This window comes from Halopseudomonas xinjiangensis (assembly GCF_900104945.1).
Classification (GTDB): Bacteria; Pseudomonadota; Gammaproteobacteria; order Pseudomonadales; family Pseudomonadaceae; genus Halopseudomonas; species Halopseudomonas xinjiangensis.
The window spans coordinates 2,253,687-2,279,589 of record NZ_LT629736.1; the positions used below are offsets into that span (position 1 = coordinate 2,253,687).

24 protein-coding genes and 1 tRNA gene are annotated in these 25,903 nt (G+C 60.4%); 11 read left to right on the plus strand and 14 right to left on the minus strand.

Annotated features, from left to right (window positions below; genetic code table 11):
• Window positions 1-450: 450 nt before the first annotated feature.
• Window positions 451-1,509 (minus strand): SDR family oxidoreductase, encoded by a 1,059-nt coding sequence (locus BLT85_RS10390; RefSeq protein ID WP_093394240.1) that lies wholly within the window; start codon window positions 1,507-1,509, stop codon window positions 451-453.
• 159 nt (window positions 1,510-1,668) lie between these two features.
• Here BLT85_RS10390 and BLT85_RS10395 point away from each other — a divergent pair, with 159 nt between their 5' ends.
• Window positions 1,669-2,598: a LysR family transcriptional regulator gene (locus tag BLT85_RS10395; protein ID WP_231701463.1), complete on the plus strand. Its 930-nt coding sequence runs from the start codon at window positions 1,669-1,671 to the stop codon at window positions 2,596-2,598.
• Window positions 2,599-3,105: 507 nt separating this feature from the next.
• Here BLT85_RS10395 and BLT85_RS10400 read toward each other — a convergent pair.
• Window positions 3,106-3,196 (minus strand) — tRNA-Ser (locus BLT85_RS10400).
• Window positions 3,197-3,390: 194 nt separating this feature from the next.
• On the opposite strand from BLT85_RS10400, the gene BLT85_RS10405 reads away from it, so the two are divergent.
• The 3 genes from BLT85_RS10405 (at window position 3,391) to BLT85_RS10415 (ending at window position 6,529) form a co-directional block, all read left to right on the plus strand.
• Window positions 3,391-4,080, plus strand: a complete 690-nt coding sequence (locus BLT85_RS10405; RefSeq protein ID WP_093394246.1) for a crotonase/enoyl-CoA hydratase family protein — start codon at window positions 3,391-3,393, stop codon at window positions 4,078-4,080.
• 94 nt (window positions 4,081-4,174) lie between these two features.
• Entirely contained in the window at window positions 4,175-5,239 is a 1,065-nt protein-coding gene (locus tag BLT85_RS10410; protein WP_093394248.1) for a metal-dependent hydrolase, read from the plus strand.
• A gap of 63 nt (window positions 5,240-5,302) precedes the next feature.
• Window positions 5,303-6,529: an MFS transporter gene (locus tag BLT85_RS10415; protein ID WP_093394251.1), complete on the plus strand. Its 1,227-nt coding sequence runs from the start codon at window positions 5,303-5,305 to the stop codon at window positions 6,527-6,529.
• On the opposite strand, the gene BLT85_RS10420 is transcribed toward BLT85_RS10415, so the two are convergent.
• The 5 genes from BLT85_RS10420 to BLT85_RS10440 all read right to left on the minus strand — a co-directional run bounded on the left by BLT85_RS10420 (window position 6,530) and on the right by BLT85_RS10440 (window position 12,299).
• Window positions 6,530-6,856, minus strand: a complete 327-nt coding sequence (locus tag BLT85_RS10420) for an AzlD domain-containing protein (RefSeq protein WP_093394254.1) — start codon at window positions 6,854-6,856, stop codon at window positions 6,530-6,532.
• Window positions 6,843-7,577: an AzlC family ABC transporter permease gene (locus BLT85_RS10425; RefSeq protein ID WP_093394257.1), complete on the minus strand. Its 735-nt coding sequence runs from the start codon at window positions 7,575-7,577 to the stop codon at window positions 6,843-6,845. Before BLT85_RS10425 ends, BLT85_RS10420 begins: the two co-directional genes overlap by 14 nt.
• A gap of 80 nt (window positions 7,578-7,657) precedes the next feature.
• The gene (locus BLT85_RS10430; protein WP_093397640.1) at window positions 7,658-11,155 is read right to left on the minus strand and encodes a hybrid sensor histidine kinase/response regulator; all 3,498 of its coding nucleotides are present in this window, start codon (window positions 11,153-11,155) and stop codon (window positions 7,658-7,660) included.
• Window positions 11,156-11,244: 89 nt separating this feature from the next.
• Entirely contained in the window at window positions 11,245-11,613 is a 369-nt protein-coding gene (locus BLT85_RS10435; RefSeq protein ID WP_093397643.1) for a diacylglycerol kinase, read from the minus strand.
• Window positions 11,614-11,642: 29 nt separating this feature from the next.
• Complete coding sequence (locus BLT85_RS10440; protein ID WP_093394260.1) at window positions 11,643-12,299, minus strand: response regulator transcription factor; 657 nt, start codon at window positions 12,297-12,299, stop codon at window positions 11,643-11,645.
• A gap of 206 nt (window positions 12,300-12,505) precedes the next feature.
• Between BLT85_RS10440 and BLT85_RS10445 the strand changes: the two genes are divergently transcribed.
• From BLT85_RS10445 to BLT85_RS10455, 3 genes are all read left to right on the plus strand, one after another.
• Window positions 12,506-13,435 carry a DMT family transporter gene (locus tag BLT85_RS10445; RefSeq protein ID WP_093394263.1) on the plus strand — a complete coding sequence of 310 codons (930 nt, stop codon included), beginning with the start codon at window positions 12,506-12,508 and terminating at the stop codon, window positions 13,433-13,435.
• 89 nt (window positions 13,436-13,524) lie between these two features.
• Window positions 13,525-13,923, plus strand: a complete 399-nt coding sequence (locus tag BLT85_RS10450) for a PA3611 family quorum-sensing-regulated virulence factor (protein WP_093394266.1) — start codon at window positions 13,525-13,527, stop codon at window positions 13,921-13,923.
• Window positions 13,924-14,061: 138 nt separating this feature from the next.
• Window positions 14,062-15,150, plus strand: coding sequence for an LOG family protein (locus BLT85_RS10455; RefSeq protein ID WP_093394269.1), 1,089 nt, complete (start codon window positions 14,062-14,064; stop codon window positions 15,148-15,150).
• On the opposite strand, the gene BLT85_RS10460 is transcribed toward BLT85_RS10455, so the two are convergent.
• The 3 genes from BLT85_RS10460 to BLT85_RS10470 form a co-directional block, all read right to left on the minus strand.
• On the minus strand, window positions 15,110-15,553 hold the full coding sequence (locus BLT85_RS10460; protein WP_093394272.1) for a regulatory protein RecX: 444 nt from the start codon (window positions 15,551-15,553) through the stop codon (window positions 15,110-15,112). The two genes, BLT85_RS10455 and BLT85_RS10460, sit on opposite strands and share 41 nt — an antisense overlap.
• Before the next feature lie 90 nt (window positions 15,554-15,643).
• A complete protein-coding gene (gene recA, locus BLT85_RS10465) occupies window positions 15,644-16,684 on the minus strand; it encodes a recombinase RecA (RefSeq protein ID WP_093394275.1) in 1,041 nt (346 codons plus the stop codon).
• Between the two features lie 106 nt (window positions 16,685-16,790).
• The gene (locus BLT85_RS10470) at window positions 16,791-17,309 is read right to left on the minus strand and encodes a CinA family protein (protein WP_093394278.1); all 519 of its coding nucleotides are present in this window, start codon (window positions 17,307-17,309) and stop codon (window positions 16,791-16,793) included.
• Between the two features lie 97 nt (window positions 17,310-17,406).
• Here BLT85_RS10470 and mutS point away from each other — a divergent pair, with 97 nt between their 5' ends.
• Both mutS and fdxA read left to right on the plus strand, forming a co-directional pair.
• Complete coding sequence (gene mutS, locus BLT85_RS10475; protein WP_231701464.1) at window positions 17,407-19,980, plus strand: DNA mismatch repair protein MutS; 2,574 nt, start codon at window positions 17,407-17,409, stop codon at window positions 19,978-19,980.
• Between the two features lie 149 nt (window positions 19,981-20,129).
• Entirely contained in the window at window positions 20,130-20,453 is a 324-nt protein-coding gene (fdxA, locus tag BLT85_RS10480; RefSeq protein WP_093394281.1) for a ferredoxin FdxA, read from the plus strand.
• Window positions 20,454-20,901: 448 nt separating this feature from the next.
• Here fdxA and groL read toward each other — a convergent pair whose 3' ends face one another.
• The 3 genes from groL to BLT85_RS10495 form a co-directional block, all read right to left on the minus strand.
• Entirely contained in the window at window positions 20,902-22,545 is a 1,644-nt protein-coding gene (gene groL, locus BLT85_RS10485; protein ID WP_093394284.1) for a chaperonin GroEL, read from the minus strand.
• A gap of 56 nt (window positions 22,546-22,601) precedes the next feature.
• Window positions 22,602-22,895 (minus strand): co-chaperone GroES, encoded by a 294-nt coding sequence (locus BLT85_RS10490; RefSeq protein ID WP_093394287.1) that lies wholly within the window; start codon window positions 22,893-22,895, stop codon window positions 22,602-22,604.
• Between the two features lie 199 nt (window positions 22,896-23,094).
• Complete coding sequence (locus tag BLT85_RS10495) at window positions 23,095-23,544, minus strand: FxsA family protein (RefSeq protein ID WP_157718170.1); 450 nt, start codon at window positions 23,542-23,544, stop codon at window positions 23,095-23,097.
• A gap of 167 nt (window positions 23,545-23,711) precedes the next feature.
• Between BLT85_RS10495 and BLT85_RS10500 the strand changes: the two genes are divergently transcribed.
• Complete coding sequence (locus tag BLT85_RS10500) at window positions 23,712-24,470, plus strand: SDR family oxidoreductase (protein WP_093394293.1); 759 nt, start codon at window positions 23,712-23,714, stop codon at window positions 24,468-24,470.
• 23 nt (window positions 24,471-24,493) lie between these two features.
• Here BLT85_RS10500 and BLT85_RS10505 read toward each other — a convergent pair whose 3' ends face one another.
• On the minus strand, window positions 24,494-25,501 hold the full coding sequence (locus BLT85_RS10505) for a DUF481 domain-containing protein (RefSeq protein ID WP_157718171.1): 1,008 nt from the start codon (window positions 25,499-25,501) through the stop codon (window positions 24,494-24,496).
• A gap of 43 nt (window positions 25,502-25,544) precedes the next feature.
• Between BLT85_RS10505 and BLT85_RS10510 the strand changes: the two genes are divergently transcribed.
• Window positions 25,545-25,901, plus strand: coding sequence for an MGMT family protein (locus BLT85_RS10510; RefSeq protein ID WP_093397650.1), 357 nt, complete (start codon window positions 25,545-25,547; stop codon window positions 25,899-25,901).
• The last annotated feature ends 2 nt before the right edge of the window (window positions 25,902-25,903 follow it).

The window sequence follows — 25,903 nt, forward strand, 5'->3', positions numbered from 1 at the left end:
TTTTTTCAGGTTGCTTCGCTTCGGCGACTTTTCGAAACCTGATCTGACTCAGGAAGGAGGACGCATGTTGGTCACCTTAACTGTCATAGCGATGGTAGTCCTTGCTGGCTATCTATGGCATTCGGCGGGAGAACTACGCCACCGATCCGTACGGCCGCATGGCGAAAACGACGTGACCTCTGCGGGAGCGGTACTCCTCATGCGCTCGACCTGCATCGCCATGCTGACGCTCGCGATAGCGTTCCTCGCCACCTCGTGGCAACCTGCGCCAGGAACAAGTATCGATCCGACCGACCTTGACGCTCATAGCGCTGCTGTAGAGCCCTCGGTAACGCCCGAGTAAAGACCCTTCGGGCGGCTGCTACGAGACGGCAAGGATGCCCGCAGCGTCGAATATGCAATCAGAACGGCCCGCCCTTAATGCTCAGACTCGCTACGGGGCCGTCTAGCTCAGGGGATGATTTTCTCGGCTCGCAGGCGATCGAACAGGTCAAAAAAAGCGCCCCGCGTCTCGCGGAAATGGTCGAAACCAAAGTCGCGGGACTTGGTGATGTCGTTAACGCATTCCTGCTCACGACCCAGATCGGCGTCGGTATGCCACCAGGAAGCCAGTTTTTCGACGTCCGGCTCCGCCAAGTCATGCTTCTGAGCAATCTCACGCCACACAGACCCTGCATCCGCCATCCGCTGCTCCAGCGGCTGCGGCGTCTCGGGGCAGTCTGCGACCTGCAGACCGAAATATTCGCCAATCTCGCGCCACATGCGACGCCAGCGGAAAACGTCTCCGTTTACGGTGTTGAACGCCTGATTCTCTGCGCCCGGCGTGGTCGCGGCCCACTCCATCTGCCGCGCCAGCACCAGTGCATCGGTCATGTCAGTCAGCGCATGCCACTGCGTCTGTGAGCCTGGGAACACGAACGGCTGCCCGGTCGCTTTGCAGATCGACGCATAAACCGCCAGTGTCGTGCCCATGTTCATGACATTGCCACGGGCGTATCCGATCACCGTATGCGGGCGGTGCACGTTCCAGGCAAAGTTGTAACGCTTGGCGGCATCGAACAGCACGTCTTCCTGCGCGTAGTAGAAGTTATCACCTGGTACGCGTGGCTCGGACTCCCTGAACGGGGTCTCGATACGCCCGCTGCCGTAGGCTTCAAACGAACCGAGATATTGTTTAGTGCCTGTCACTAGCGAGGCATGCTTCAAGTTGTCGCTATCGATCGCCTCGAACAGGTTGCGCATCATTGTGCTGTTGGCTTCGACGTTGGCTTTCTCGTTCTCGCGCCGAACCCAGCTGCAATAGAAGACATGGGTGATGGGTAAACCCGCTAGCGCCTGCTCCGCGGCCTGCTTGTCGAGCAGGTCGACCGCGACGGGGATCACCCCGCTCTGCTCAGTGGCCCGGCGTGACAGACCATAGACCGTCCACCCACTCGCAACCAGATGAGTAGCCAGGTTGCCACCGGTGATACCGGTGGCGCCGACGACGAGCGCTGTACCTTTACGCATGATCGAGCCCTTTCTTGAAGATTCGGAAAACCCGGCGTCACGCCAGATCGATGAATGCAGTCTGGTAGACAGAACCTGTTGCTACAATCGAAAGCATCGCAAATCTTTATTGCGCAAGACGCAACCATAACGAGACCCAACCCGATGGACCTTAACGCCTTGCTGGTATTCGAGCGCGTCGCTGCCACCGGCAGCTTTACTGCCGCCGCGCGCCACTTCCGTCGTGCCGTGTCGTCAATCTCGCGTCAGATTCGAGCGTTGGAGGACTCGGTTGGGCAACCGCTCCTCTACCGGCATACGCGTGCGGTCACTTTGACGGAAGCGGGCAGACGGTACTACGAAGAAGTACGCGACATTCTCGAACGTCTCGACATGGCGACCGAGGCGCTAAGTCAGCCACACGCGGAGCCCAGCGGTGTGCTGCGCATCAATGCCCCGGCGGCCTTCGGTCAGCACCAAATCGTGCCTTTGCTCTATCACTTCCAGCAGCGCTACCCCGGCATCAAGGCTGAACTGTTTTTGAATGATCGAGTGGTCGATCCGGTGCGCGAAGGTCATGACATGACCTTCCGGGTCGGTAATTTATCCGACTCGTCGCTGGTGGCACGTCGGCTTGCGCCGATGAATTATGTCGTGGCTGCGTCGCCCGACTACCTGGCAAGGCGGGGAACACCGGAGACGCCCGAGGCACTTTCGGAGCACGACTGCTTGATTTATCAGGGCGAACTCGGCCGCCAGCGATGGTACTTCCAGCGGGGCAGCACGGCGGAAGTTGCTTACGAGGTAGACGGCAGTCTCGCCAGCAACGACGCCGAAAGCTTGTTGAGAGCGGCGGTCCTCGGCCAGGGGCTGATCTTGTTTCCGACATGGCTGGTCGCCGCGGAACTGGCCAGGGGTGCTCTGGTGGAAGTGCTCCAGCCATGGCGATGCGAGGTCATGCCCGGCCGCCGCGAACTTTATGTGTTAACCCGAGAACGACGGCTCAGCACCCTCAAGGTACAGGCGTTTATGGAATACCTGTTCGAGACAGTCTCGCCCTCTCCTCCCTGGGATCGCTGGCGGGAGAAAATGGTCAAGCGACAGGCGTGAGAAGGTCGGCTGACTTCCTGCTAGAGCAGGTCTGTAGACTCTCTAGTCGAGTCGTGCAGAGAGAGAGAGCTAGCGAGCGGCTGCTTATGGCCGAAAGCGGACGGTGCCAGCCCGCGAGTGGTCTAAACGGACGCTGTACATTCAATGCACATTTCCGATCTTGGGAAGCAAGCTGCAGGCTTAGGTAATCGCTGTGGATCGGTTACTAACCGTAGGGGGCAATCGCGGCAGACACCGACCGGATGGCTAACACGCCGAAACGGAAGAAAAAAACGTCCCAATCACCATTTTCAGCACGCGGGGTATTTTGATTAACAACGAAATATTTCGGAGAGAGGGGGATTATTCGGCGCTGCGCACCTCACCCCCTTCGGGGGCCGCCGTCGCTGCGCTCTGGCGTTCCTGCGCCAGCTTCGCTGGCTTCGGTCGAACCGTTAGGGTTCTCACTCAGATTTCCCCTAGATAAAGAAAAAGGCCCTTGCTTGCGCAAGAGCCTTTTTCTTTATCTGGCGGAGAGAGAGGGATTCGAACCCTCGATACGCTATTAACGTATACACACTTTCCAGGCGTGCTCCTTCAGCCACTCGGACATCTCTCCGGAACCTGGGTGGCAGGCATGGCCTGCTCCAAGGCGCGCCAATGTACCGAAAATGGGCAGCTTTGGCAAACGCTTTTCAGGCGATTTATTGTTTGGCTACAGCTGCTTGGAGCGCAGCACTCGCCGGTCATTTTTTAGTTGGTACACTCTTCTGATTGCAGCCTCCCGGCGCGATCATCAACAAGGAGTTTCCCATGAGCGAACTGGTTTCCTATCGTCTGGCCGATGGCGTGGCCTATCTCGGGCTGGATAATGGCAAGGTCAACGCTGTATCTCCTGACGTAGTCGTCGCGCTGAACAAGGCGCTGGACCAGGCCGAACAGGACAAGGCTGTAGTCGTGCTGTCGGGCAAGCCCGGCATTCTATCCGGTGGCTACGATCTGAAAGTAATGACCGCCAGCGCTGATTCGGCCAAGAGCCTGGTTGCCGCCGGATCGACCCTCGCCCGTCGCATGCTCGCCCACCCCTACCCAGTTGTCGTCGCCTGCACCGGCCACGCCGTCGCCAAGGGCGCTTTCCTGTTGCTGTCCGCCGATTACCGCATCGGGGTCGAGGGGCCCTTCAAGATCGGCCTGAACGAAGTCGCCATCGGCATGACCATGCACCATGTCGGTATCGAGCTCGCCCGGGCGCGCCTGACGCCTTCTGCTTTCAATCGGTCGGTAATCAACGCTGAGATGTTCGATCCGGCTGATGCCGTGACGGCCGGCTTCCTCGACAAGGTGGTTGCCCCGGAACAGTTCGAGCAGGAGGTCGCTGCGGCTGCTCAGGCGCTGACCAAGTTGAACATGGGCGCGCATCGCAATACCAAGCGCAAGAGCCGCACGGCCCTTCTGGAGCTGCTCGATCAGTCCATCGAGATCGACAAGCAGCACAGCCTCTGAGCCCAGCCCCCGTCGTCGAAACGAATCGTAGCGAAAACGGCGCCTCAACCTCCTGCCGCTTCGGTATGCTTTGGCATCCGACTTGGAGAGATACATGGATTCGTTAACGCAGGCGGTTCTGGGAGCTTCGGTTCAAGGCGCGGTGCTAGGCCGGTTCCAGGGGCGAAAGGCGCTGGTGTATGGCGCCCTGCTTGGCACTCTCCCGGACATGGACGTCCTCATCGATTTCGGCGATGCCGTCGCCGACATGACCTACCATCGCGGCTTCAGCCATTCGGTCTTCGTGCTGAGCACGCTGGCGGTGTTGCTCACCTGGCTTACCCGGCGTCTGTTTCCGGATCCTCGATACAGTACCGGACGCCTGTTCGCCTGCATCGCGCTGGTACTACTGACACACGTGACGCTGGATGCTTTCACCACCTACGGCACTCAGCTGTTCTGGCCGTTACCGACGCCACCCGTGGCGATCTCAAGCATTTTCATTATCGATCCGCTGTATACCGTACCGCTGTTGATTGCCGTCATTGCCGGTCTGATCATCGGTCTCGGCCGGTTCGGCTTGCGCTGGCAATACGGTGCGTTGGCGGTGAGCACCCTTTACCTGCTGAGCACGCTTGCCGGAAAACACATGGCTGAACAGCGCCTCGATCAGGCCTTGGAACAGGCCGGTATCGAAGCCGACCAGACCTTCAGTTCGCCGACGCCTTTCAACACACTCCTATGGCGTGTGGTCGCAATCGATGACGATGACTATTACGAGGGACTGGTTAGCTGGCTGGATCAGACTCCACCGGATCTGGAGCGCTTCCCACGTAATGCTGCGACTGGGCAGGCGGCGCTTGAAGGTTCGCCGCAACACGACCGCCTGCGCTGGTTTACCCAGGAGGTTCTGCGGTACGACTTCGTCGACGGACATTGGGTGGTGACCGATCTGCGTCTGGGCATGACTGGCTATCACCCATTTCGCTTCGCACTGGCCACACAGACCGCACACGGTGGCACTGACCTCATCAGCCATACCGAGCACTGGCCGGTACCTGAAGCAGACTACTCGCGGCTCAACGATCTATGGCGCCGGGCGATCGATCCGGATTACCAGCTTTCGCTTGCCGATCTAGCGGCAGACATGAACCGCGAGGCTGGTCAAAAACCGCTGTGACGGGGGCGCACTCAAGGCTGCGCTCTGCAATAATGGGCGCAACTTAAGCGAGGCGTACCGACAATGCCCGGCGACACGGCCCAGCACACCGCAACCCCCTCTCGCGCCATGGCCATGTCGGCGGCGCTGATGGCGATATTCACGACCATCTTTGCCAGCAATCTACCCACTCCGCTTTATTCCGTATGGCAGGCTCGCTGGGGATTCTCCTCGGCGGCATTGACCGGCGTATTCTCGATATACGTGCTGGGCGTGGTTAGCACGCTGCTGACGCTCGGCGCGCTATCGGACAAGCTAGGCCGACGGCAGATGATGGTGCCAGGATTGCTGTTCATTCTTGCCGGCGGCGTGGCCTTCCTGCTCGCAGACGGCATTGTCGGCCTGGGTGTGGCGCGGGTGTTGACCGGCGTCGGTACCGGGATCGTCACTGGCGCGGCGTCTGCCGCCCTGGTGGAACTAGAACCGAATGGCAACTGGACCCGCGCGGCGACGCTGTCAGCACTTTTCTTCACGCTGGGTGCGTTTGCCGGGCCTACGGTCAGCTCATTAGCGCTGCGCTTCGGGCCGGGCGCCGATATCTGGCCCTTCTTCGTGGTCATTCTGCTCAGTGCAGGCTCGATCATGCTCATGCTGACCGCGCCCTGGCCAGCCGGCGTTGGCCAGCGCATGGAGGGCTTCAGTCTGCGCGCCTGGCGACCGACAACGGTCAAGGTCCCACGCGAACTGCTCGGCGCGTTCATCTTCTGCGCCGCAGCGATCTGCCTGGCGTGGTCGACTGGAAGTCTTTACGCCTCGCTCGGACCCTCGCTTGCGCGCTATCTGGTCGGTATCGACGATCGGGCGATCGCCGGTCTGTTCGCTGCAGCCTGGCAGTTGGCTGCCGGAATGACGCAATTCGCCTGCCAGCGCCAGCCGGTCAACCGGTTACTGATCGCCGGGCCCAGCATGCTGATTTTCGGCCTGATGGCGATGGCCGGTGCGGTACTGACCAGCTCGCCCTGGCTGTTCGCGCTCGCCACGCTGGGCACCGCGGTCGGCGCCGGATGCACAGGTGTCGTAGCGGTAGCGTCGATCAGCAATGTCGCGCCGCCCGGAGAACGTGGCAGCATCATCTCCGCGTTTTATCTGATGGCGTACCTGACCATGGCCACGGTTGTGCTGAGCGTAGGCTTCGTCAGCGATCAGTTGGGCTTCGGAACGACCGTGCTGGGTTTCACCGTGCTCATCTCGATTGCGGCCGCGAGCTTGATGGCGGTAGCCATCCACAGCAAGCGTGCCTGGATCTGGTAGTCATCCGCGCAACCAGCGCCACAGGAAGAAAAACGCCATGCCGCCTGCGATGGTAGCCAGCAGATTTCGCCATTTGGCGGCAATCGCTATGGCTACCAGGCCGCCCATCAGGTACGCGTTGTCCAACGAGAGTTGCAGCGTGTGCCCGTCGGGCATGAACATCGCCGGGATGATGATCGCGGTCAATACCGCCACCGGCACGTAGGTCAGTGCCTGGCTGAGCCAGGGATTGAAGCGTACCCGGTGGCCGACCGCGAACAACCCGTAGCGAATGGCGAAAGTAATCAGCGCCATACCCGTTACAAGCACCCATTCATATCCGCTCATCTGGCGCCCCCTGCGCATCAGTGGCGCTGCCCGCTAGCTTCGCAGCCAACATTCCCGCTACCACGCCCGACAACGCCGCCAACATCAGTCCGAGCTTGTACGGCAAACCGTGGCCGGCGAGCGCCACCGCGCCGGCGACAAGGGCGGCGACGAGCATCGGCCGGGTTCGCAGCGCTGGTACCACTATGCCGATAAAGGTGGCGACCATGGCGAAGTCCAGACCCCAGTCCGCCATGCCCGGCAGCGCATGCCCCAACAAAACTCCAATCAAGGTACAGGCGACCCAGTTGCTGTACATCGCCAGACAGGATCCGAGGAAGTACCAGTGCCGATGCTGCTCGGCTGCGGGATGAAGTATGAATTGCCGGTGCACGACCGCGAAGGTCTCGTCAGTGAGCCAGAAGGCCAAGGGCACGCGCCAGCGCTGCGGTAGATGGCGCACATAAGGCAGCAGGCTTGCGCTGTAGAGCATGTGCCGCAGGTTGACGATCAGCGTAGTGAGAAAGATCACCACCAGGCCGGTGCCCGACGCGATCAGGCCGATGGCGATGAACTGCGCCGAGCCGGCGAAAACCAGCGCCGACATCGCCAGGGTGGCCGCGACCGACAGCCCGGACGAAGTCGCCAGCGTGCCGAAAATGATGCCGAACGGCAGCGCACCGACCAGCATCGGCAAAGTATCGCGTGCGCCTGAAAGGCTCTGACTGAGGCGGGAAGACATGACGTTCTGACCTGAAAAGGGCCGATCACGCTAACAGCCGTGGGTTTATCCGGGCAAGATACAGTTACCGCGTAACAGCGCTAATGAAGCGTGACGTAGCGGCTGATCAACGCGCGCAAAGCAGCCGGCTTGAGCGGTTTGGAAAGGTAGTCCAGCCCGGCCAGGCGAATCCGAGTGATCAGTTCGCTCCGGCCATCGGCGCTGATGACGACGCCCGGCAGGTCATGGCCCTGTTGCTCACGCAGCCATTGCATCAATTCAGTCCCCGTATCGCCACCATCGAGGTGATAGTCGACCAGCACCAACTGCGGACGGAAGCCCTGTTCCAGCAGCCTGGCTACATCGCTGCGATCACGTGCGGTCGCGACATGGCATTGCCAGCGGCCGAGCAGGCTGTTCATGCCGGTAAGGATGTTGGGTTCGTTGTCGATACAGAGAATCTGCGCGCCGGCCAGAGCGGGAACCGCCTGCGCGGCAGCCTTTGTCGCCGGTCGCTGCGCGTACTGCGCGACCGGCAGCGTGACGCTGAAAACCGAGCCGCGGCCAGGCCAGGACCGCACCTGCAATTCATGGCCCAACACGCGGCACAGTCCATCGGCGATCGCCAGCCCGAGACCCAGCCCCTTCTCCGCTTGGGTGCGATGACTGTCCAGACGCTGAAACTCCTCGAAAATGACCTGCAGCTTGTCCCGAGGAATTCCGGGGCCTTGGTCCCACACCTCGATACGCACCCGGTTGTCGACGCGCCGCACGCCCAGCAGCACTTTGGAGCGCCCGGCGTAGCGAAACGCGTTGGTGAGGAAGTTCTGCAGAATTCGTCGCAGCAGGCGCATATCGCTGCGTACCCGCATACGCGAGCCGTGAACGCGCAGATCGACTTTCTGCTCCCCGGCCAGCGCGCCGAACTCCACCCGCAGCGGCTCGAACAGTTCCTCGAGCGGGAAGTCACTCCATTCCGGCTTGATGCGGCCGGCTTCCAGGCGCGAGATATCCAGCAGGTCTGAAATCAGGTCTTCGGCTGATCGCAGCGAGGTGTCGAGATGCTGCACCAGCTCTTCGGCTTCCGGCGGCAGGTTCGGCTGATGTGACAGAGAAGCTGAAAACAGCCGCGCGGCGTTCAGCGGTTGCATCAGGTCATGGCTGACCGCCGTGAGAAAGCGACTCTTGGACTGCGCCGTACGCTCGGTTTGCGCCTGTGCCCGCAACAGCGCCTGGTTCAGTTCAGACAGCTCGTGGGTACGCTCGGCAACGCGCTGCTCGAGACTCTCGTTGGATTCCTTGAGTGCCTGCTCGGCCTCACGGAATGCGGTGATGTCGGTGAAGCTCATGACGAAACCGCCGCCCGGCATCGGATTACCGATGATCTCGATGACGCGTCCGTTGGGGAACAACCGCTCGGAGCGATGGGCGGTGCCCTGCTTCATCCAGCCGATGCGCTTGTTGACGTGGGATTGCGGGTCGCCCGGTCCGCAGAGCCCGCGCTGAGCATTGCAAAGAATGATATCGGCCACCGGACGGCCGATAGCGATGAGACCATCCGGATACTCGAACATGTCGAGGTAACGCCGGTTCCAGGCCACCAGACGCAGTTCCTTGTCGACCACACTGATGCCCTGGGTGATGTTTTCAATGGCACCCTGGAGCAGCCCGCGGTTGAACTGCAAAACCTCTGACGCCTCGTCGACGATACGCACGACATCGTCGAACTGCATATCGCGCCCTTCAATGGCTGCTTTCACCACCACACGTGCCGAAGAGGCTCCCAGCACCCCCGCCAGCAGGCGCTCGGTGTGGCTGATCCAGCCGGTGTTGGCAACCTGGGTATTGGAGAACGTAGCGCCTTGGACCTCGGCGTAGCGGTGAAACGAGGATTGGGCGCGTTCCTCACCAACGAAACGTGAAGCCAGCGTCAGGAGGTCTTCGACCATCACTCGCAGGAGTGCCCGGCTCGGACCGTCTGTGGCATGTTGCCCGTCGTGGCTGACGAAGCGGCCCGCCTGCCAGTGTTCCAGTACCCGGGTGCGGCTCCCCTGCGATACCAGCACGAATACCCCCGCGTTACAGGCCAGCGCAATCAGACTGCCGAGGGTGATCGGGTCGACCGGCAATCCGAACGAAGTCGAATGCAGGGCCTGGATGCCCGGCCACCCATACAGATTCCAGCCCATGCCGTTACCGATCAGCGGCAGAATCAACAGGTACACCCACAGGGTAATCCCGATGCCAAGCCCGGCGAACACCCCGGTTCGATTCGCCTGCTTCCAGAACAAGGCGCCGAACATCGCCGGCGCCAACTGCGCAATCGCAGCGAACGCCAACTGACCGATATTGGCCAGGCTACCAGCCGAGCCGATAAGCCGATACACCACATAAGCCAGCAACAGAATGACCAGGATGCTGGTGCGGCGCACATTCAGCAGCCAACCGCGGAACTCTTCATAGGAACGCTCGGGGCGGTTCTTGCTGCGCAACAACAGAGGCAGCACAACATCGTTGGAGACCATGGTGCTAAGCGCGATGGCCGCGACGATGACCATGCCCGTGGCTGCCGATGCGCCACCAATGAAGGCCAGCAGCGCCAGGATCGGATGGCCTTCAAGCAACGGAATGCTGATGACGTAGGAATCGGCGCTAGTGGCCGGACCCAGCGTCATCTGCCCGGCGAGACTGATAGGGATGACGAACAGGCCGGCCAGGATCAGGTAGGCAGGAAATACCCAGCGGGCCAGGCGCAGATCTCCCGGCTCGTTGTTCTCGACCACCGTCACCTGGAACTGGCGCGGCAGGCAGAGGAACGCGAGCACGGCGATGAACGTCTGGAACAACAGGCTGGTCAGGTGCGTTTGCCGCTGCCAGTAGTCGGCCAGCTCCGAGCTGGTTCTGGCCCGCTCGATCAGATCAGCGAAGCCGCCGAACAGGCCGAAGGTAACGAAAGCGCCGACGGCCAGAAACGCCAGCAGTTTGACCAGCGACTCGAAGGCGATCGCCAGCATCATGCCGCGGTGGTGCTCGGTGGCATCCAGGCTGCGCGTGCCAAACAGAATGGTAAACAGCGCCAGCACCAGCGTAACGATGAGCGCGGTGTCTTCCGCTCCGCTGGCCTGGTCGGCGGGGAACCCATGCGCGACGCTCGGCGCGCTGAGCAGGCTGTAGCCCAGAACGATGCCCTTGAGCTGCAAAGCGATGTAGGGCAGCACGCTGACCAGACACAACAGGGTGACGGCAACCGCGAGGGCTTGCGATTTGCCATAGCGCGAGGCGATGAAATCGGCGATCGAAGTGATGTTTTCCTGCTTGCTGATGGCGATCATGCGTGCGTACAGCCGCCAGCCGAACAGAAACAGGATTACCGGGCCCAGGTAGATCGGCAAAAAACCCCACAGCTGTCCCGAGGCCATTCCCACGGCGCCGAAGAACGTCCAGCTGGTACACCATACGGCCAACGAGAGGCTGTAGATCCAGACCCGCAGACGCGGATTGAACTCAGTCGTTCGGCGATCGCCCCAGAAGGCGATGGCGAACAGGACTGCCATGTAAAGAATGAAGACACTGGCGACCAGGCCGCCGGAAAGGGTCATGTTCAGCCCGAGCATCCAGAATTAAAGCGCCAGTCTGGCAAACGCCGGCGCGCTTGCCCAGCCAGCTGCGCTAAGACCTAAGTCGAACATCAGCCGACCAGCACCAGGCCCCAGACCACGGCGATGATGATCAGGCTGATCATTTGCGCAGCGCTTCCCATGTCCTTGGACGCCTTGGACAGCGGGTGACGCTCGAGGGAGATTCGATCGATGGCCGCCTCGATGGCGGAATTGAGCAATTCGACAACCAGTGAAAACAACACGCAAGCAACCAGCAGCGCCCTTTCCAACCGGGTGATCGGCATAACGAAGGTCAACGGAACCAATAGCATGGCAAGCCACACCAGCTGCCGGAAGGCTGCTTCACCACGGTAGGCCACCAACAGGCCATCGAAGGAATAACCCATGGCGCGCCAGATTCGGCGTACTCCGGTTACGCCCTTGTGAGGGTTTTCCATCGAATCGACTCGCTCGGCCGGTTGCTTGATCAATGCACCGCCCTCGCCAGCTCCATATGCTGCAGGGCAAGCGCTGCTTGCGTACGCGTGCGCACCCCCAGCTTGCGGAAGATCGCGGTCACGTGAGCTTTGACAGTGGCCTCGGACACGCTCAGCTCATAGGCGATCTGCTTGTTCAGCAGACCATCGCAGACCATCGTCAGTACGCGGAACTGCTGCGGCGTGAGGCTGGCGAGTTGCGCGCTGATTTCCTGTTCGTCATCCGAGAGCGGGCCTGCTTCGTCGGCCTCGCTCGGCCAGCTGACGCCGCCTTCGAGCACCTCGCGCACCGCTTGCTGAATGCCTTCCAGCGATGAGGACTTGGGAATGAATCCGCTGGCGCCGAAATCGCGGGCCCGCTTGAAAACCGCGGCCTCTTCCAGGGCTGAAATCACTACCACCGGAATGTGTGGATACTGTCCGCGGATCAGTACCAGCCCCGAAAAGCCGTAAGCACCCGGCATATTCAGATCCAGTAGCACGAGATCCCAATCGCTGCGCTGATCGAGCAGCCCTTGCAGCTCGCTGATGCTGCCGGCCTCGGTCAACACCATGGTGGCGTCCAGCCCGGCGCTCAGGGCCTGGCGCAGAGCGCTGCGAAACAACGGATGATCGTCCGCGATCAAAATGTCATAGGTCTGGCCCATGCCTTGTTTCCCGACTCGAATGTTATTGTTATGAGACAAACTGGTGTTTCGGGTAGAGCCTGAGAAGCGTGCCATCCACGGCCCGTTACGTCAATTTACTTCGCCGCCACGCGAAGCCTCGCCGCCACATTTCGTGCATCACTGTATCTGTTTCGCAGCGCCACCATTGCGCATAATGCGCGGCTGCCTTCCAAGCCGGACCAGTCATGAACCTGCGAGCTTACCGCGCTGACGCGCTGATGATCCTCACCGCCCTGATCTGGGGTAGCACCTTCATCGCCCAGACACTGGGCATGGAGCACATCGGACCCTTTCTCTATACCGGGCTGCGCTTCACTCTGGGTGCTTTGACCGTACTGCCGCTGGTGCTGCTGGTTCGACCCAAGGACAAGGCAAGGCACTCGGGGTTCAGCTGGCCGATGCTTGGCGGAAGCCTCGTTCTGGGCCTGGTATTGACGCTGGGCATCAACCTGCAGCAGATCGGACTGATGTTCACCAGCGTGACCAATTCCGGTTTCATCACGGGCTTGTACGTGATTCTGGTCCCGGTAATGGGTTTGCTGATTGGCATGCGCACCGGCTCCGGTACCTGGCTCGGCGCTCTGCTGGCTCTGGTGGGGATGCTGCTGCTCAGCGTGAACGAGCATTACCGCGTGGCCTCCGGAGACTGGCTGCAGCTTCTGGGTGCCTGTTGCTGGGCCGTTCACGTGTTGCTGGTCGGAGCGCTGGCCAGTCGTTACGACGCCATTCGTGTGGCCTTTGTGCAGTTCGTGGTATGTGCGGCCATCAGCCTGATCCTGGCGTTGGCACTTGAGGAAGTGCGCTGGGAGGCAATTCACCTTGCGCTGCCTGCTGTACTGTATGGCGGGTTGCTCGCGGTCGGTGTCGGTTTCACGCTACAGGTCGTGGCGCAGAAAGATGCCATCACTTCCCACGCTGCGGTTATCCTGAGCCTGGAAGCCGTGTTCGCCGCGCTGTTTGCCTGGGCTATTCTCGACGAAACGGTCAGTCTGCGTGGTTTGCTCGGCTGTGCATTGATGCTGACGGGAATGCTGGTGGCCCAACTGGTACCGCTGTACGTTGAAAAGCGCCGCGGCATCGTCCCGGTTCAACAGGAACCGGCAGGACATCACTGAGCGAGTGAAGCCAATCTACCAGGCGAACCACGGGCCAGCGGCGTAGTCTGACGATCAGTACATCGAACACTGTCAACTTGGAGATTTTCATGCGCTTTCCGGTCCTGGTCCTCGCCCTGCTGCTCGCCCTCCCCGCGTCGGCGGCTTCACTGCGCGATCTGCAACTCGAAGAGACCCTGCAAGAAGTCGCCGAGCAGAACAACCAGGACCGGCCTCGTCGCATGAACGAACACATCGTCGATGAAGGACTGACCGTAAGCGGTACCGAACTGATCAACTTCCTCTCGGTGCAGCCTGACTATGCCGAACAGATCCAGGGCGAACCGCTGGTAGTGCGCACCCAGCTACAGGCCAGCGTCTGTCGCGATCAACGCCTGCGTCGGCTGATGGATATGGGCGCTACGCTCACCTATCACTTCGTACTAAGCGGGAGCACGCAACCTGTGCTGACGCAAAGCTTCATAGCCGATCATTGCCAGCAGCTCTGAACGCATCGTTGACCCAGGCACCCGATGCGTTAAAGCCAGGCAGCACCGGCTGCCCATCACCCTGCAACCCCCCTCGAAAAAACTCCCATGGCGTGCCACATCAGCCTGACACCTCATGTTTGGCAATAGGAGCTACCGATGTCCGATGACGTAGGAGACGTCGACTATCTGAATCGACACTGGAGCACTGGTTCGCCAGGCATTCAGCAACAGGTCGACGCGTTGATTCGGGCGAGTCATGGCAGCCAGGAACTGACCGAGCTGTATCAGGAGATGGTGCTGGCAATCGTTCGCATGGCTCAGGCCGAGCGAAACCGTTGGGACGCCAAGATCATGCTCCAGACGATACGTGAGCTTGAGGCGGCCTTCGCACGGCTGGAGCTGTTCAAGCGGCGGCGCAAGGTGACGGTGTTCGGCTCGGCGCGAACACCGGTCAGCCACGATCTGTATGTGCTCGCCAAGGAAACCGGTCGACTGCTGGCGCAGAACGATTTCATGACCATCACCGGCGCTGGCGCGGGCATCATGGCGGCCGCCCACGAAGGCGCGGGATTGGACCATAGCCTGGGCTTCAACATCACCCTGCCCTTCGAGCAACGTTCGAACGATATCGTCCACGGTACCGAACATGACCTGTCGTTCAAGTTCTTCTTTTTGCGCAAGCTGTTTTTCGTCAAGGAAGCCGAGGCGCTGATTCTGTGCCCTGGCGGGTTCGGCACCCTGGACGAGACGCTGGAAGTGCTAACCCTGATTCAGACCGGGAAAAGCCCGCTGGTCCCCGTCGTGTTGCTGGATGTGCCCGGAGGGCGGTACTGGGCCAGCCTGCTCGAGTTTTTTCGCGAGCAGCTGTGCCACAACGGCTACGTCCTCGACACCGACCTGAATCTGATGACGCTCGCTACCTCTCCAAGCGAGGCGATGCAGCACATCCTCGATTTCTACAGCAACTATCATTCGGCACGCTGGATAGATGGCAGATATGTGATTCGGCTACACCGGGCTTTGACAGATGCCGCGCTCGAGCGGATTCGCAGCGAATTTGCGGGGATCTGCAAAACGCCGGGCTTCGACCAGACGTCATCGGACCCGGCCGAAGCCGACGAGCCGGAACTGGCACACCTGGTCAGGCTGAGCTTTGTCTTCAACGGGCGCGACCATGGCCGACTGCGCGGCCTGATCGACCTGATCAATCGTCCGGAAAACCAGCAAACCCACGGTACTGCATGAAGCGCAGCTGCTTTGACCGCTCTGCCAGATCATTGGCCCTGCCTTCGGGGAAACGCTTGTCGAAAGCGTGACGGGCCAAAGCTGCCCAATCGTATGCCGGGTCGCTGAGGATGGACTCGACCAGACGGTCGGTGACGCCACGCTGACGCAGTTCTTCTCGCAGTCGGACAGGCCCGTAGCCCCGCTGGCTGCGCGCATGGACATAGGCTTCGCAGAAACGCTCGTCGCTCAGCAAACCATCCTCTTCGAGCTTATCGAGTTCGATATCGGCGAGATTGGGCGGAGCGCCGCGCTGACGAAGCTTGCGTGACAGTTCGGTTCGGCTGTGTTCGCGACGCGCAAGCAGATCCATTGCCGAGCGGCGAATGGCTTGAGGTGTCTCGAGCGTGGTTCGACGGAACATGCGTTGCCTGCCGAAGCGAGTAAAAAATGACGGGCTTGAATGCGGACGGACCGGAGCGCCCCGCTTTACGCTGCGCGCCCCGGTTCAGGTTCAGGCGTCCAGTTCAGCGCTGTCTTCAACCACGGACGCGCCAGGCTTGGTCGGCTTGGGCAGCAACTGCTCGCGAATCGCCTTCTCGATCTCTTCGGCAATCGCTGAATTTTCTTCGAGGAACTTGGCCGCATTGGCCTTGCCCTGACCGATCTTGCTGCCCTTGTAGCTGTACCAGGCGCCTGCCTTCTCAACCAGACCTATCTGCACGCCCAGATCGATAATTTCGGCGTTGTGGTAGATGCCAGTGCCATAGAGAATCTGGAACTCGGCCTGGCGGAACGGCGGAGCCACCTTGTTCTTCACGACCTTGACTCGGGTTTCGCTGCCTACCACCTCGTCACCGTCCTTCACGGCCCCGGTGCGGCGGATATCCAGGCGGACAGAAGAGTAGAACTTCAATGCATTACCGCCGGTAGTGGTTTCGGGGTTACCGAACATCACACCGATTTTCATGCGGATCTGGTTAATGAAAATCACCAGGCAGTTGGCGTTCTTGATGTTGCCGGTGATCTTGCGCAGCGCTTGCGACATCAGACGAGCCTGCACGCCAACGTGGTGATCGCCCATCTCGCCTTCGATTTCTGCCTTCGGCACCAGTGCGGCGACCGAGTCGACAATGATCACGTCAACGGCATTGGAGCGCACCAGCATGTCGGTGATTTCCAGTGCCTGTTCGCCAGTGTCCGGCTGGGACACCAGCAAGTCATCGACATTCACGCCCAGCTTGCCGGCATATTCCGGATCCAGTGCATGTTCGGCATCAACGAAGGCACAGGTGGCGCCCTTCTTCTGAGCCTGGGCAATAACCGACAACGTAAGTGTGGTCTTGCCTGACGATTCCGGACCGTAAATTTCGACGATACGGCCTTTGGGCAGGCCGCCGAGACCCAGAGCAATATCCAGCCCGAGCGAACCGGTGGAAATCGACGGGATCGCCATGCGTTCCTGGTCGCCCATGCGCATCACCGCGCCCTTGCCAAACTGACGTTCAATCTGACTCAAAGCCGCAGTAAGCGCCTTCTTTTTGTTGTCGTCCATTGTGCATCCTCTTGGAAGTGGCGGGAGCCTAGCGCCCGGGAACTACTGTATATTTGGTCAGTATTATTCCACAGAACGTTTTCTTCGCCTACCCCTTTTCCAAGCCTTACGACGAGCGTGCCGCGAGCGCCCGCTCGACCTCGATTACCAGGCCTTCGAGCGCTTTGAGTACCGTGTGAGCGCGCACTTCCTTGCGGCTGCCCTGCAACCTCTTGCACTGGGCAAACACGCCGCGCCCGCGAATCGCCCAGGCAAACCAGACAGTACCCACCGGCTTTTCCGGTGTACCACCTTCCGGTCCGGCCACGCCGCTAACGGCAACCGCGAGATCCGCATCAGCAGCCTGCAGCGCGCCTTCAGCCATGGCACGGACGACTTGTTCACTGACCGCGCCATGGTTGGCCAGGTCTTCCTCGGTAACGCCCAGCAGGCGTACCTTGCTGCTGTTCGCATAGGTGACGAAACCGGTTTCGAACCAGCCGGAGCTGCCGCTCACGCGGGTGATGGCTTCGGAAATTCCGCCGCCGGTGCAGGATTCGGCCGTCGTGACCTTCAACCCCAGCCGGCGCAAGCCATTGCCCAGTCGCGCCGCGACAGAATCGATCAGGGGATCGTATTGGGACATCGTTAGTGCACCTCTCATTTTGCGCTTAAAAGCGAACGCGGCTTTGCGTAGACTAGGCCGTCCTTCGCACACCGCATTCCATCGATCAGAGATTTTCATGAGCCGCGCCGAGAAATCCGCCAGCCACACGCCAATGATGCAGCAATATTTCGGCATCAAACAGCATCATCCTGATCAGTTGCTGTTCTATCGCATGGGTGATTTCTACGAGCTGTTCTACGACGACGCGAAGAAGGCCGCGCGTCTGCTCGACATTACCCTGACCGCGCGCGGTCAATCCGGCGGACAACCGATCCCGATGGCCGGCATTCCCTTCCACGCCGCCGAGGGCTACCTGGCGCGCCTGGTCAAGCTGGGTGAATCGGTCGTCATCTGTGAACAGATTGGTGACCCCGCCACCAGCAAGGGACCGGTCGAGCGGCAGGTAGTTCGCATCCTGACTCCAGGCACAGTGAGCGACGAGGCCCTGCTCGACGAGCGTCGGGACAATCTGCTGGCAGCGCTGGTAGGCAGTGAGCGGCGATTCGGGCTGGCCACGCTGGATATCAATAGTGGTCGCTTCATCGCGACCGAATTCGCCGGCTGGGAAACACTCCTCGGCGAACTGGAACGCCTGGCCCCCGCCGAACTGCTCATCCCCGATGACTGGGAAACCGATACGCCGATTGAGCGACGACGAGCGGTGCGACGCCGGGCACCGTGGGAATTTGATCAGGGCAGTGCGTTCAAGAGCCTGACGCAGCAATTCGGAACCAAGGATCTGGTCGGATTCGGCTGTGCCGATCTGACGCTCGGCCTCGCTGCTGCCGGCGCTCTGCTCAGCTATGCCAAGGAAACCCAGCGCACTGCCCTTCCGCACCTGCGCGGACTGGTCCAGGAGCGCTTCGAAGACAGCGTCGTCATCGACAGCGCCAGCCGGCGCAATCTGGAGATCGATTGCAACCTCGGTGGCGGTCGCGAGAATACCCTCCTCGACGTGCTGGATCATACCGCCACGGCTATGGGTGGACGTCTGCTCGCGCGCTGGCTGAACCGCCCGCTACGCGACATGGCAACCTTGCAGGCCCGACAGGAGAGTATCGCCGCCCTGTTGGACCAGCATTATCACGAAGACATCCATCCCCTGCTCAAGGGTATCGGTGACATCGAGCGCATTCTCGCACGTGTTGCCCTGCGTTCGGCGCGGCCGCGCGATCTGGCTCGCCTGCGTGACGCCCTGGGTGCATTGCCTGGCCTTCAGGAAGCCTTGCGCGATCTCCAGTCACCGCATATCGGGCAACTGGCCGGGAGCATTTCTACCTACCCCGAACTTGCCGAGCTATTGCAACGAGCGGTAGTCGATAACCCGCCTGCGGTGATCCGCGACGGCGGCGTCATTGCGGCGGGTTATGACGCCGAGCTCGACGACCTGCAGAACATCAGTGAGAACGCCGGGCAGTATCTTCTCGATCTGGAAGTCCGCGAACGCGAACGGACCGGCCTAAGCACGTTGAAAGTCGGGTACAACAGGGTTCATGGCTACTTCATCGAGTTGTCCCGCGGGCAGGCCGAACAGGCTCCTGCCGACTACATCCGCAGGCAAACGCTCAAGGGGGCAGAGCGCTTCATCACTCCGGAGCTGAAGACCTTCGAAGACAAGGCACTGTCGGCTCGCAGCCGGGCGCTGGCACGCGAAAAGTCGTTGTATGACGAACTGCTCGACCGCCTGAATGCCGACTTAGCTCAATTGCAGGACACCGCCGCAAGCCTTGCCGAGCTGGACGTGCTGACCAACCTGGCCGAGCGAGCCGCGAACCTCGACTACTGCCGCCCGCAGTTCGTTGAAAACAGCCAGTTGATCATTCACCAGGGGCGCCATCCGGTGGTCGAACATGTACTCGACGGGCCCTTCGTGGCGAACGGAGTGTGCCTGGATGCCGACATCCGGATGTTGGTCATCACCGGTCCCAACATGGGCGGCAAGTCAACTTACATGCGCCAGACAGCGCTGATCGCTCTGCTCGCACATATCGGCGCATACGTTCCTGCCGGGCAGGTCGAACTGTCCCTCATGGATCGCATCTTCACGCGGATCGGCTCGAGTGACGATCTGGCTGGTGGTCGTTCGACCTTCATGGTCGAAATGAGCGAGACGGCCAACATCCTGCACAACGCGACCGAGGCCAGCCTGGTGCTGATGGACGAAGTCGGCCGCGGTACCAGTACCTTCGATGGCCTGTCGCTGGCCTGGTCTGCCGCAGAATACCTCGCGCGAGTACGCGCATTCACGCTATTCGCCACCCACTACTTCGAGTTGACCGGGTTGGCTGAGACCGACCCGGGCGTAGCCAACGTGCACCTCAACGCAACCGAGCATAACGACCGGATCGTCTTCCTGCATACGGTACTGGCCGGTCCTGCGAGTCAGAGCTATGGACTGCAGGTCGCACAGCTTGCCGGCGTTCCAAGGCCGGTGATCGAGCGAGCACGCGAACATCTGTCGAACCTGGAAAGGCAAAGTCTTTCTCAACAGGCGGCCAGCGTTGGCTCAGCCAACCAGCCGATGCAGGTGGATCTCTTCGCCAGCGCAACGCACCCGCTTGTGGACGAGCTGCAACGGCTGAAACCGGACGACCTCAGTCCGCGTCAGGCATTGGACCTGCTATACAAATGGAAAGACCAAATGCTTTGAACGGCGATCAAATGATATTGATTTTCATTAAACGCGCAGCATCTCAGCAGCGGTCTCAAAAGCCCCTGTCATGCACTGTACCGCCAAACAAAAGCTGATAGACTACGCGCCACATTTGCGTCACGCCTGATTCCGATGGAGCCCCCACCATGACTTTTGTTGTTACCGACAACTGCATCAAGTGCAAGTACACCGATTGCGTTGAGGTCTGCCCTGTCGATTGCTTCTACGAAGGTCCGAACTTCCTGGTTATCCACCCGGATGAGTGCATCGACTGCGCCCTGTGCGAGCCGGAGTGCCCAGCCAACGCGATCTTCTCGGAGGATGAGGTGCCAGAAGACCAGCAGGAGTTCACCGCGCTTAACGCTGAACTCGCAGATGTGTGGCCGAACATCACCGAGAAGAAAGACGCTCTGCCTGATGCGGAAGAATGGGACGGCGTCCCGGACAAGCTGCAGTATCTCGAGCGCTGAACGCGCAACGCAAAAGGCCAGCTCGAGCTGGCCTTTTTTATGTCCGGGGTAAAACGCAGGCAAAAAAAGGGGCGGTTTTACCCGCCCACTCTTCATTCCCTATGTGCCATCCGTGACCCGTCGTCCCGACGTTCCCATCCTGGTGTATCCCTGGCTCAGCGTCCTGCCGAGCTGCGCAATCCGTCGCGCATGTGTGAATAATACGGTTACAAATCCCTTCTGGATAGCCCGACAATTATCCCTCCGAGGGGGCTTGGATGACCATTATCACGCTACATATCAAGTACTTACCGTTTAGCGACACAGCCGTTTCCACTTACACGCACGCATCCTGAGTGCATCGGCTTACAGCACTTGTAGGCAATCGCTTACAAAACTCACACGGCGGGCAATAAAAAACCCGGCCCATTGCTGGACCGGGTTTCTAGGCTTGGTAGCCGGGGAGCAATTACATCATGCCGCCCATGCCGCCCATTCCACCCATGCCGCCCATGTCAGGCATCGCCGGCTTTTCTTCCGGGAGCTCTGCAACCATGGCTTCGGTGGTGATCATCAGGCTGGCTACAGAGGCCGCGGCCTGCAGAGCGCTACGGGTGACCTTGGCCGGATCGAGAATACCCATCTCGATCATGTCGCCGTACTCACCTGTCGCTGCGTTGTAACCGTAGTTGCCTTCGCCGGCCTTGACCTGCTGAACCACTACAGCTGCCTCGTCACCCGCGTTGGTGACGATCTGGCGCAGCGGCGCTTCGATCGCACGACGCAGCAGGTTGATACCTACGGTCTGGTCTTCGTTGTCGCCAACCAGGCTTTCGATAGCCTTCAGGGTGCGAACCAGCGCTACACCACCGCCGGGAACCACGCCTTCTTCCACTGCCGCACGGGTTGCGTGCAGAGCGTCTTCTACGCGGTGCTTCTTCTCTTTCATCTCGACTTCGGAACCGGCGCCCACCTTGATTACGGCTACGCCACCAGCCAGCTTCGCCAGACGCTCCTGGAGCTTTTCCTTGTCATAGTCGGACGACGTTTCTTCGATCTGCTTGCGGATCTGACCAACACGCGCCTCGATATCCACCTGGGTGCCAGCACCGTCGATGATGGTCGAGTTGTCCTTGTTGATCTGGATACGCTTGGCTTGACCCAGGTGCTCGAGAGCAGCGCTTTCCAGGCTCAGACCGACTTCTTCGCTGATTACGGTACCGCCGGTGAGGATAGCGATGTCCTGCAGCATGGCCTTGCGACGATCACCGAAGCCCGGCGCCTTGACGGCAGCGACCTTGACGATACCGCGCATGTTGTTGACGACCAGAGTAGCCAGCGCCTCGCCTTCGACGTCTTCAGCGACGATCATCAGCGGGCGGCCTGCCTTGGCGACAGCTTCGAGGACCGGCAGCATCTCGCGGATGTTGGAGATCTTCTTGTCGACCAGCAGGATGTACGGGTTGTCCAGCTCGGCCTGCATGGTTTCCGGCTTGTTGACGAAGTACGGAGACAGGTAGCCGCGATCGAACTGCATGCCTTCGACGACCGACAGCTCGTTTTCCAGACCCGAACCTTCTTCGACAGTGATCACACCCTCCTTGCCAACGCGATCCATGGCTTCGGCAATGATCTTGCCGATGGATTCGTCGGAGTTGGCGGAGATGGTGCCAACCTGAGCGATGGCGCGCGAATCAGCGCACGGCTTGGCCAGGTTCTTCAGCTCGGCAACGATGGCGGTGGTGGCCTTGTCGATACCACGCTTGAGATCCATCGGGTTCATGCCGGCAGCGACGGCCTTCAAGCCTTCGGTGACGATGGCCTGAGCCAGAACGGTAGCAGTGGTGGTGCCGTCACCAGCGTCATCGTTGGCGCGCGAGGCAACGTCCTTGACCAGCTGGGCGCCCATGTTCTCGAACTTGTCTTTCAGTTCGATTTCCTTGGCTACCGATACGCCGTCCTTGGTGATCAGCGGAGCACCGAAGCTGCGCTCGATCAGCACGTTACGGCCTTTCGGACCCAGGGTTGCCTTGACGGCGTCAGCCAGGATATTTACACCGGCCAACATCTTGTTGCGGGCGGGAATACCAAACTTAACTTCTTTAGCAGCCATTTTCGCTTTCCTTCGTTGAATTCGTTAAGGGACGTGTTGCGTCAACGATTCGATGATCAGTTGTCGAGCACACCGTAGATTTCGGACTCGCTCATGATCAGCAGCTCTTCGCCATCGATCTTGATGGTGCTGCTACCGGAATAGGGTCCGAAAACAACCTTTTCACCTTCCTTGACGGCCAGCGGACGAACATCACCATTGTCCAGCAGACGCCCGGTACCTACAGCGATTACCACGCCGGTGTTCGGCTTCTCTGCGGCCGAGCCAGGCAGAACGATACCGCCAGCGGTTTTGGTCTCTTCTTCGCTGCGACGAACGACGACGCGATCGTGTAACGGACGGATTTTCATCGTTTTGGATCTCCCATATAAATGTCAAATACCGGTTTGCCGGCTGTTTCGAGTTAACGTCAGGTCTTGCGACCCGAAGGACGCGCCTCTCGGTCGCGTCACTGTCCTGCGCGGATCACCAGACAGGTGCCCCGCGATAACTGGTGCAGGGTTAATGGGGCTGGCCAAAGGCTTTTCAAGGGCGCTTCGGCAAAATTTTTCAATGTTTGTCGATTCGCGAATCCGGGTCGTCACGGCGCTCGCTGCCTTGGGGACTCTCCCACTCGCCCTCGATAATATTGTTGTCTCCGCGCCGGTAGACACGCGGGCCGCCCGGCTCCCCCGGCTCGGGCTGGCCGCGGTGGCGCAACGCAACGATCAGCGCTGCGACAGCCAGAGCGTCGGTGATCACGCCTGGAAACATCAGCAGAAGCCCGGCGACGACGCCCCACATACCCGACTTGAGTACGCTGAATGGGCTGCGGTTGTCCGCCAGGCGCTCCTGCAATCGCTGCAGCGTGCCCCAGCCCTGGCGCTGGATGACCGCGACACCGAGCAAGCCGCTGACCAGCACCCAGAGCAGCGTATAACCCACGCCAACGCGCTGCCCCAGCATGATCAACCCGGCCAGTTCGATCAGCGGCACGGCAATGAGAAGAAGTCGAATCATCACAACCTCGCGAAAACTGTAAAGGTCAGGTATGGGGGCGCAAAAGTCGATTTCAAGCGCGCTCCGACAGCGGCCCTGTTGGCCTGACGATCCGAGGTATTCATTACCGCCGCAATCTGATGCATTCTTGCGTCCTTCATTAAGCATGGCGAACGGGAGTAGAAGCGATGCAAATCAAAGATAGCGTGATCATTATTACTGGCGGCGGCCAGGGCCTGGGCCGGGCAATGGCCGAGTTTCTCGCAGCCAAGGGCGCCCGATTGGCGCTGGTTGATCTGGGGCAGGAACGGCTGGATGAAGCCGCAGCGGCGTGCAATGCAGCTGGGGGCGACGCAAAGGGATATGTCTGCAACGTGGCCAACGAAGAGCAGGTCACCGACCTGGTTGCGCGTGTGGCCAGTGACTTCGGCGCAATCAACGGCCTGATCAACAACGCCGGGATCCTGCGCGACGGCCTGTTGCTGAAAAACAAGGATGGCGAAATCCAGAAGATGAGTCTGGCTCAGTGGCAGTCGGTGATCGATGTGAACCTGACCGGCGTATTTCTGTGTACCCGCGAGGTCGGCGCGAAGATGATCGAGCTGGGTAATCAGGGCCTGATCATCAACATCTCCTCGATTTCCCGGGCCGGCAACATGGGCCAGTCGAACTACTCCGCCGCCAAGGCCGGCGTAGCCGCCCTGACCGTGGTCTGGGCGAAGGAGCTCGCTCGCTACGGCATTCGAGTAGCCGGTATCGCACCGGGCTTCATCGAAACCGAAATGACTGGCGGCATGAAGCCCGAGGCTCTGGAAAAGATGACGTCGGGCATTCCGCTCAGACGCATGGGCAAGCCCGAAGAGATTGCTCACTCGGCTGCCTATCTGCTGGAAAACGACTATTACACCGGTCGCGTCCTCGAATTGGACGGCGGTTTGCGCCTGTAACGCCCAAGGGCCGGGGGGCGGCCCTACCAGCTGATCCCCAGTCCGAAACGATAGCGGATGTCATCGATATCGGCGTCCGTTGTGCTATCGGTATAGTCCCACTCGGTCAGCAGGTTGAGCGATGCCCAGCTGTTGAGCATGTAACGCAAGCCCAGCTCGGTGTCGATGATGTACCGAACAGATGGGTCGCTGGGGATCAGCGTCTCGGCCCGGTGGAAGAGTTCGAACCGCTTGCCCAGCATGTACCGCCTGAAGTCCCACTCCAGGCCCAATGCTTCGAACTCGCGCTCGGTACCGTCCCGTTCGACCATTTCGACGCGATCGATCCGCGCTGCCGTCTCGAAGCGGCTCAGCGTCGTGTTCCACCACTCGTAGCCCGGACCGATACCGAGCTGAGTGCGTCTGGATACCCAGCCGATCCGGTCGCGCTGGTAATTCCAGGCCGACTGCAAAAACCACTGCTCATCAAAGAACCAGCTCAGATCGTAGGAGGTTTGCCATAAATCGCGGTTTTTCACATCGTCGAGATAGTACCGTTCGAAATTGCCCGCCAGCGAATGCCGCCAATCGCCGTGCCGCACCCGGGTTTTGCCACGCAGTGCCAGATCGCGTTCGTCAACCTGCCCTTCCTTGATGAACACCGCCACATCGGCGTTGCCTTCGAGCAACCAGTCCTTGATCAATGGCTGGGGGACCATCATCTGGTCAATCGAGCCCAGCGTGACTTCGTAGGCATCCGGCAGACCATTGACCACCCGGATCTGACCGGGGACGGTAGATGGAAGAATGGAGAGGGCGCTTTCGGCCTGGTCTGCGCGCTTGACCAGCAGCGGCTGGTCACTTTCGAGGGTTCTGATGCGGTTCACATCGATGGTGACTTCGCCAGCGAATTCGGTGAAGACCACCAGTCGGCCCCTATCGAGTAATTCGATCCGTCCGGTTATCCTGTCGCCGTTGTCCAGCCAGACGGTATCTGCGATGGCAAGCGGCGAAACGACCAGAGCCAGCGCGGCAAGTAGACGGTAAAACATGGGACAACCTTGGGAGACCGATTCGAGAAGAGCGCCATTATCCATGCCTGAGAGTCGATTACTACCCGCCTCACAGTCGGATTGCCGAACGGTATCCGACCCGGTCAAGGAGGCGTTCTGGGCAGCGCTCGCAAGCATTCCACACGGCCGAGTATGCAGCTACGGAACGCTTGCCCGATTGGCCGGACTTGGCCGCGGCGCGCGCCTCGCAGGCCGCTGGCTTGGCCAGCTACCGGAGGGCTCGTCGCTGCCCTGGCACAGGGTGGTCAACAGTCAGGGACGGCTTTCGTTACCCGCCGATTCGCCCGCCGGGCAGGAACAATTCGCACGGTTGACCGAGGAAGGCGTCAGCATTCGCAACCGCCGCATCGACATGAAACGCTACGGCTGGCCGGACTAACC

Excerpts from the sequence above, each read along its gene's own strand:
- BLT85_RS10390 (WP_093394240.1), bottom strand. The coding sequence starts at position 1,509 with ATGCGTAAAGGTACAGCGCTCGTCGTCGGCGCCACCGGTATCACCGGT.
- BLT85_RS10405 (WP_093394246.1), top strand. The coding sequence starts at position 3,391 with ATGAGCGAACTGGTTTCCTATCGTCTGGCCGATGGCGTGGCCTATCTC.
- BLT85_RS10410 (WP_093394248.1), top strand. The coding sequence starts at position 4,175 with ATGGATTCGTTAACGCAGGCGGTTCTGGGAGCTTCGGTTCAAGGCGCG.
- BLT85_RS10415 (WP_093394251.1), top strand. The coding sequence starts at position 5,303 with ATGCCCGGCGACACGGCCCAGCACACCGCAACCCCCTCTCGCGCCATG.
- BLT85_RS10420 (WP_093394254.1), bottom strand. The coding sequence starts at position 6,856 with ATGAGCGGATATGAATGGGTGCTTGTAACGGGTATGGCGCTGATTACT.
- BLT85_RS10425 (WP_093394257.1), bottom strand. The coding sequence starts at position 7,577 with ATGTCTTCCCGCCTCAGTCAGAGCCTTTCAGGCGCACGCGATACTTTG.
- BLT85_RS10430 (WP_093397640.1), bottom strand. The coding sequence starts at position 11,155 with ATGACCCTTTCCGGCGGCCTGGTCGCCAGTGTCTTCATTCTTTACATG.
- BLT85_RS10435 (WP_093397643.1), bottom strand. The coding sequence starts at position 11,613 with ATGGAAAACCCTCACAAGGGCGTAACCGGAGTACGCCGAATCTGGCGC.
- BLT85_RS10440 (WP_093394260.1), bottom strand. The coding sequence starts at position 12,299 with ATGGGCCAGACCTATGACATTTTGATCGCGGACGATCATCCGTTGTTT.
- BLT85_RS10445 (WP_093394263.1), top strand. The coding sequence starts at position 12,506 with ATGAACCTGCGAGCTTACCGCGCTGACGCGCTGATGATCCTCACCGCC.
- BLT85_RS10450 (WP_093394266.1), top strand. The coding sequence starts at position 13,525 with ATGCGCTTTCCGGTCCTGGTCCTCGCCCTGCTGCTCGCCCTCCCCGCG.
- BLT85_RS10455 (WP_093394269.1), top strand. The coding sequence starts at position 14,062 with ATGTCCGATGACGTAGGAGACGTCGACTATCTGAATCGACACTGGAGC.
- BLT85_RS10460 (WP_093394272.1), bottom strand. The coding sequence starts at position 15,553 with ATGTTCCGTCGAACCACGCTCGAGACACCTCAAGCCATTCGCCGCTCG.
- recA (WP_093394275.1), bottom strand. The coding sequence starts at position 16,684 with ATGGACGACAACAAAAAGAAGGCGCTTACTGCGGCTTTGAGTCAGATT.
- BLT85_RS10470 (WP_093394278.1), bottom strand. The coding sequence starts at position 17,309 with ATGTCCCAATACGATCCCCTGATCGATTCTGTCGCGGCGCGACTGGGC.
- mutS (WP_231701464.1), top strand. The coding sequence starts at position 17,407 with ATGAGCCGCGCCGAGAAATCCGCCAGCCACACGCCAATGATGCAGCAA.
- fdxA (WP_093394281.1), top strand. The coding sequence starts at position 20,130 with ATGACTTTTGTTGTTACCGACAACTGCATCAAGTGCAAGTACACCGAT.
- groL (WP_093394284.1), bottom strand. The coding sequence starts at position 22,545 with ATGGCTGCTAAAGAAGTTAAGTTTGGTATTCCCGCCCGCAACAAGATG.
- BLT85_RS10490 (WP_093394287.1), bottom strand. The coding sequence starts at position 22,895 with ATGAAAATCCGTCCGTTACACGATCGCGTCGTCGTTCGTCGCAGCGAA.
- BLT85_RS10495 (WP_157718170.1), bottom strand. The coding sequence starts at position 23,544 with ATGATTCGACTTCTTCTCATTGCCGTGCCGCTGATCGAACTGGCCGGG.
- BLT85_RS10500 (WP_093394293.1), top strand. The coding sequence starts at position 23,712 with ATGCAAATCAAAGATAGCGTGATCATTATTACTGGCGGCGGCCAGGGC.
- BLT85_RS10505 (WP_157718171.1), bottom strand. The coding sequence starts at position 25,501 with ATGTTTTACCGTCTACTTGCCGCGCTGGCTCTGGTCGTTTCGCCGCTT.
- BLT85_RS10510 (WP_093397650.1), top strand. The coding sequence starts at position 25,545 with ATGCCTGAGAGTCGATTACTACCCGCCTCACAGTCGGATTGCCGAACG.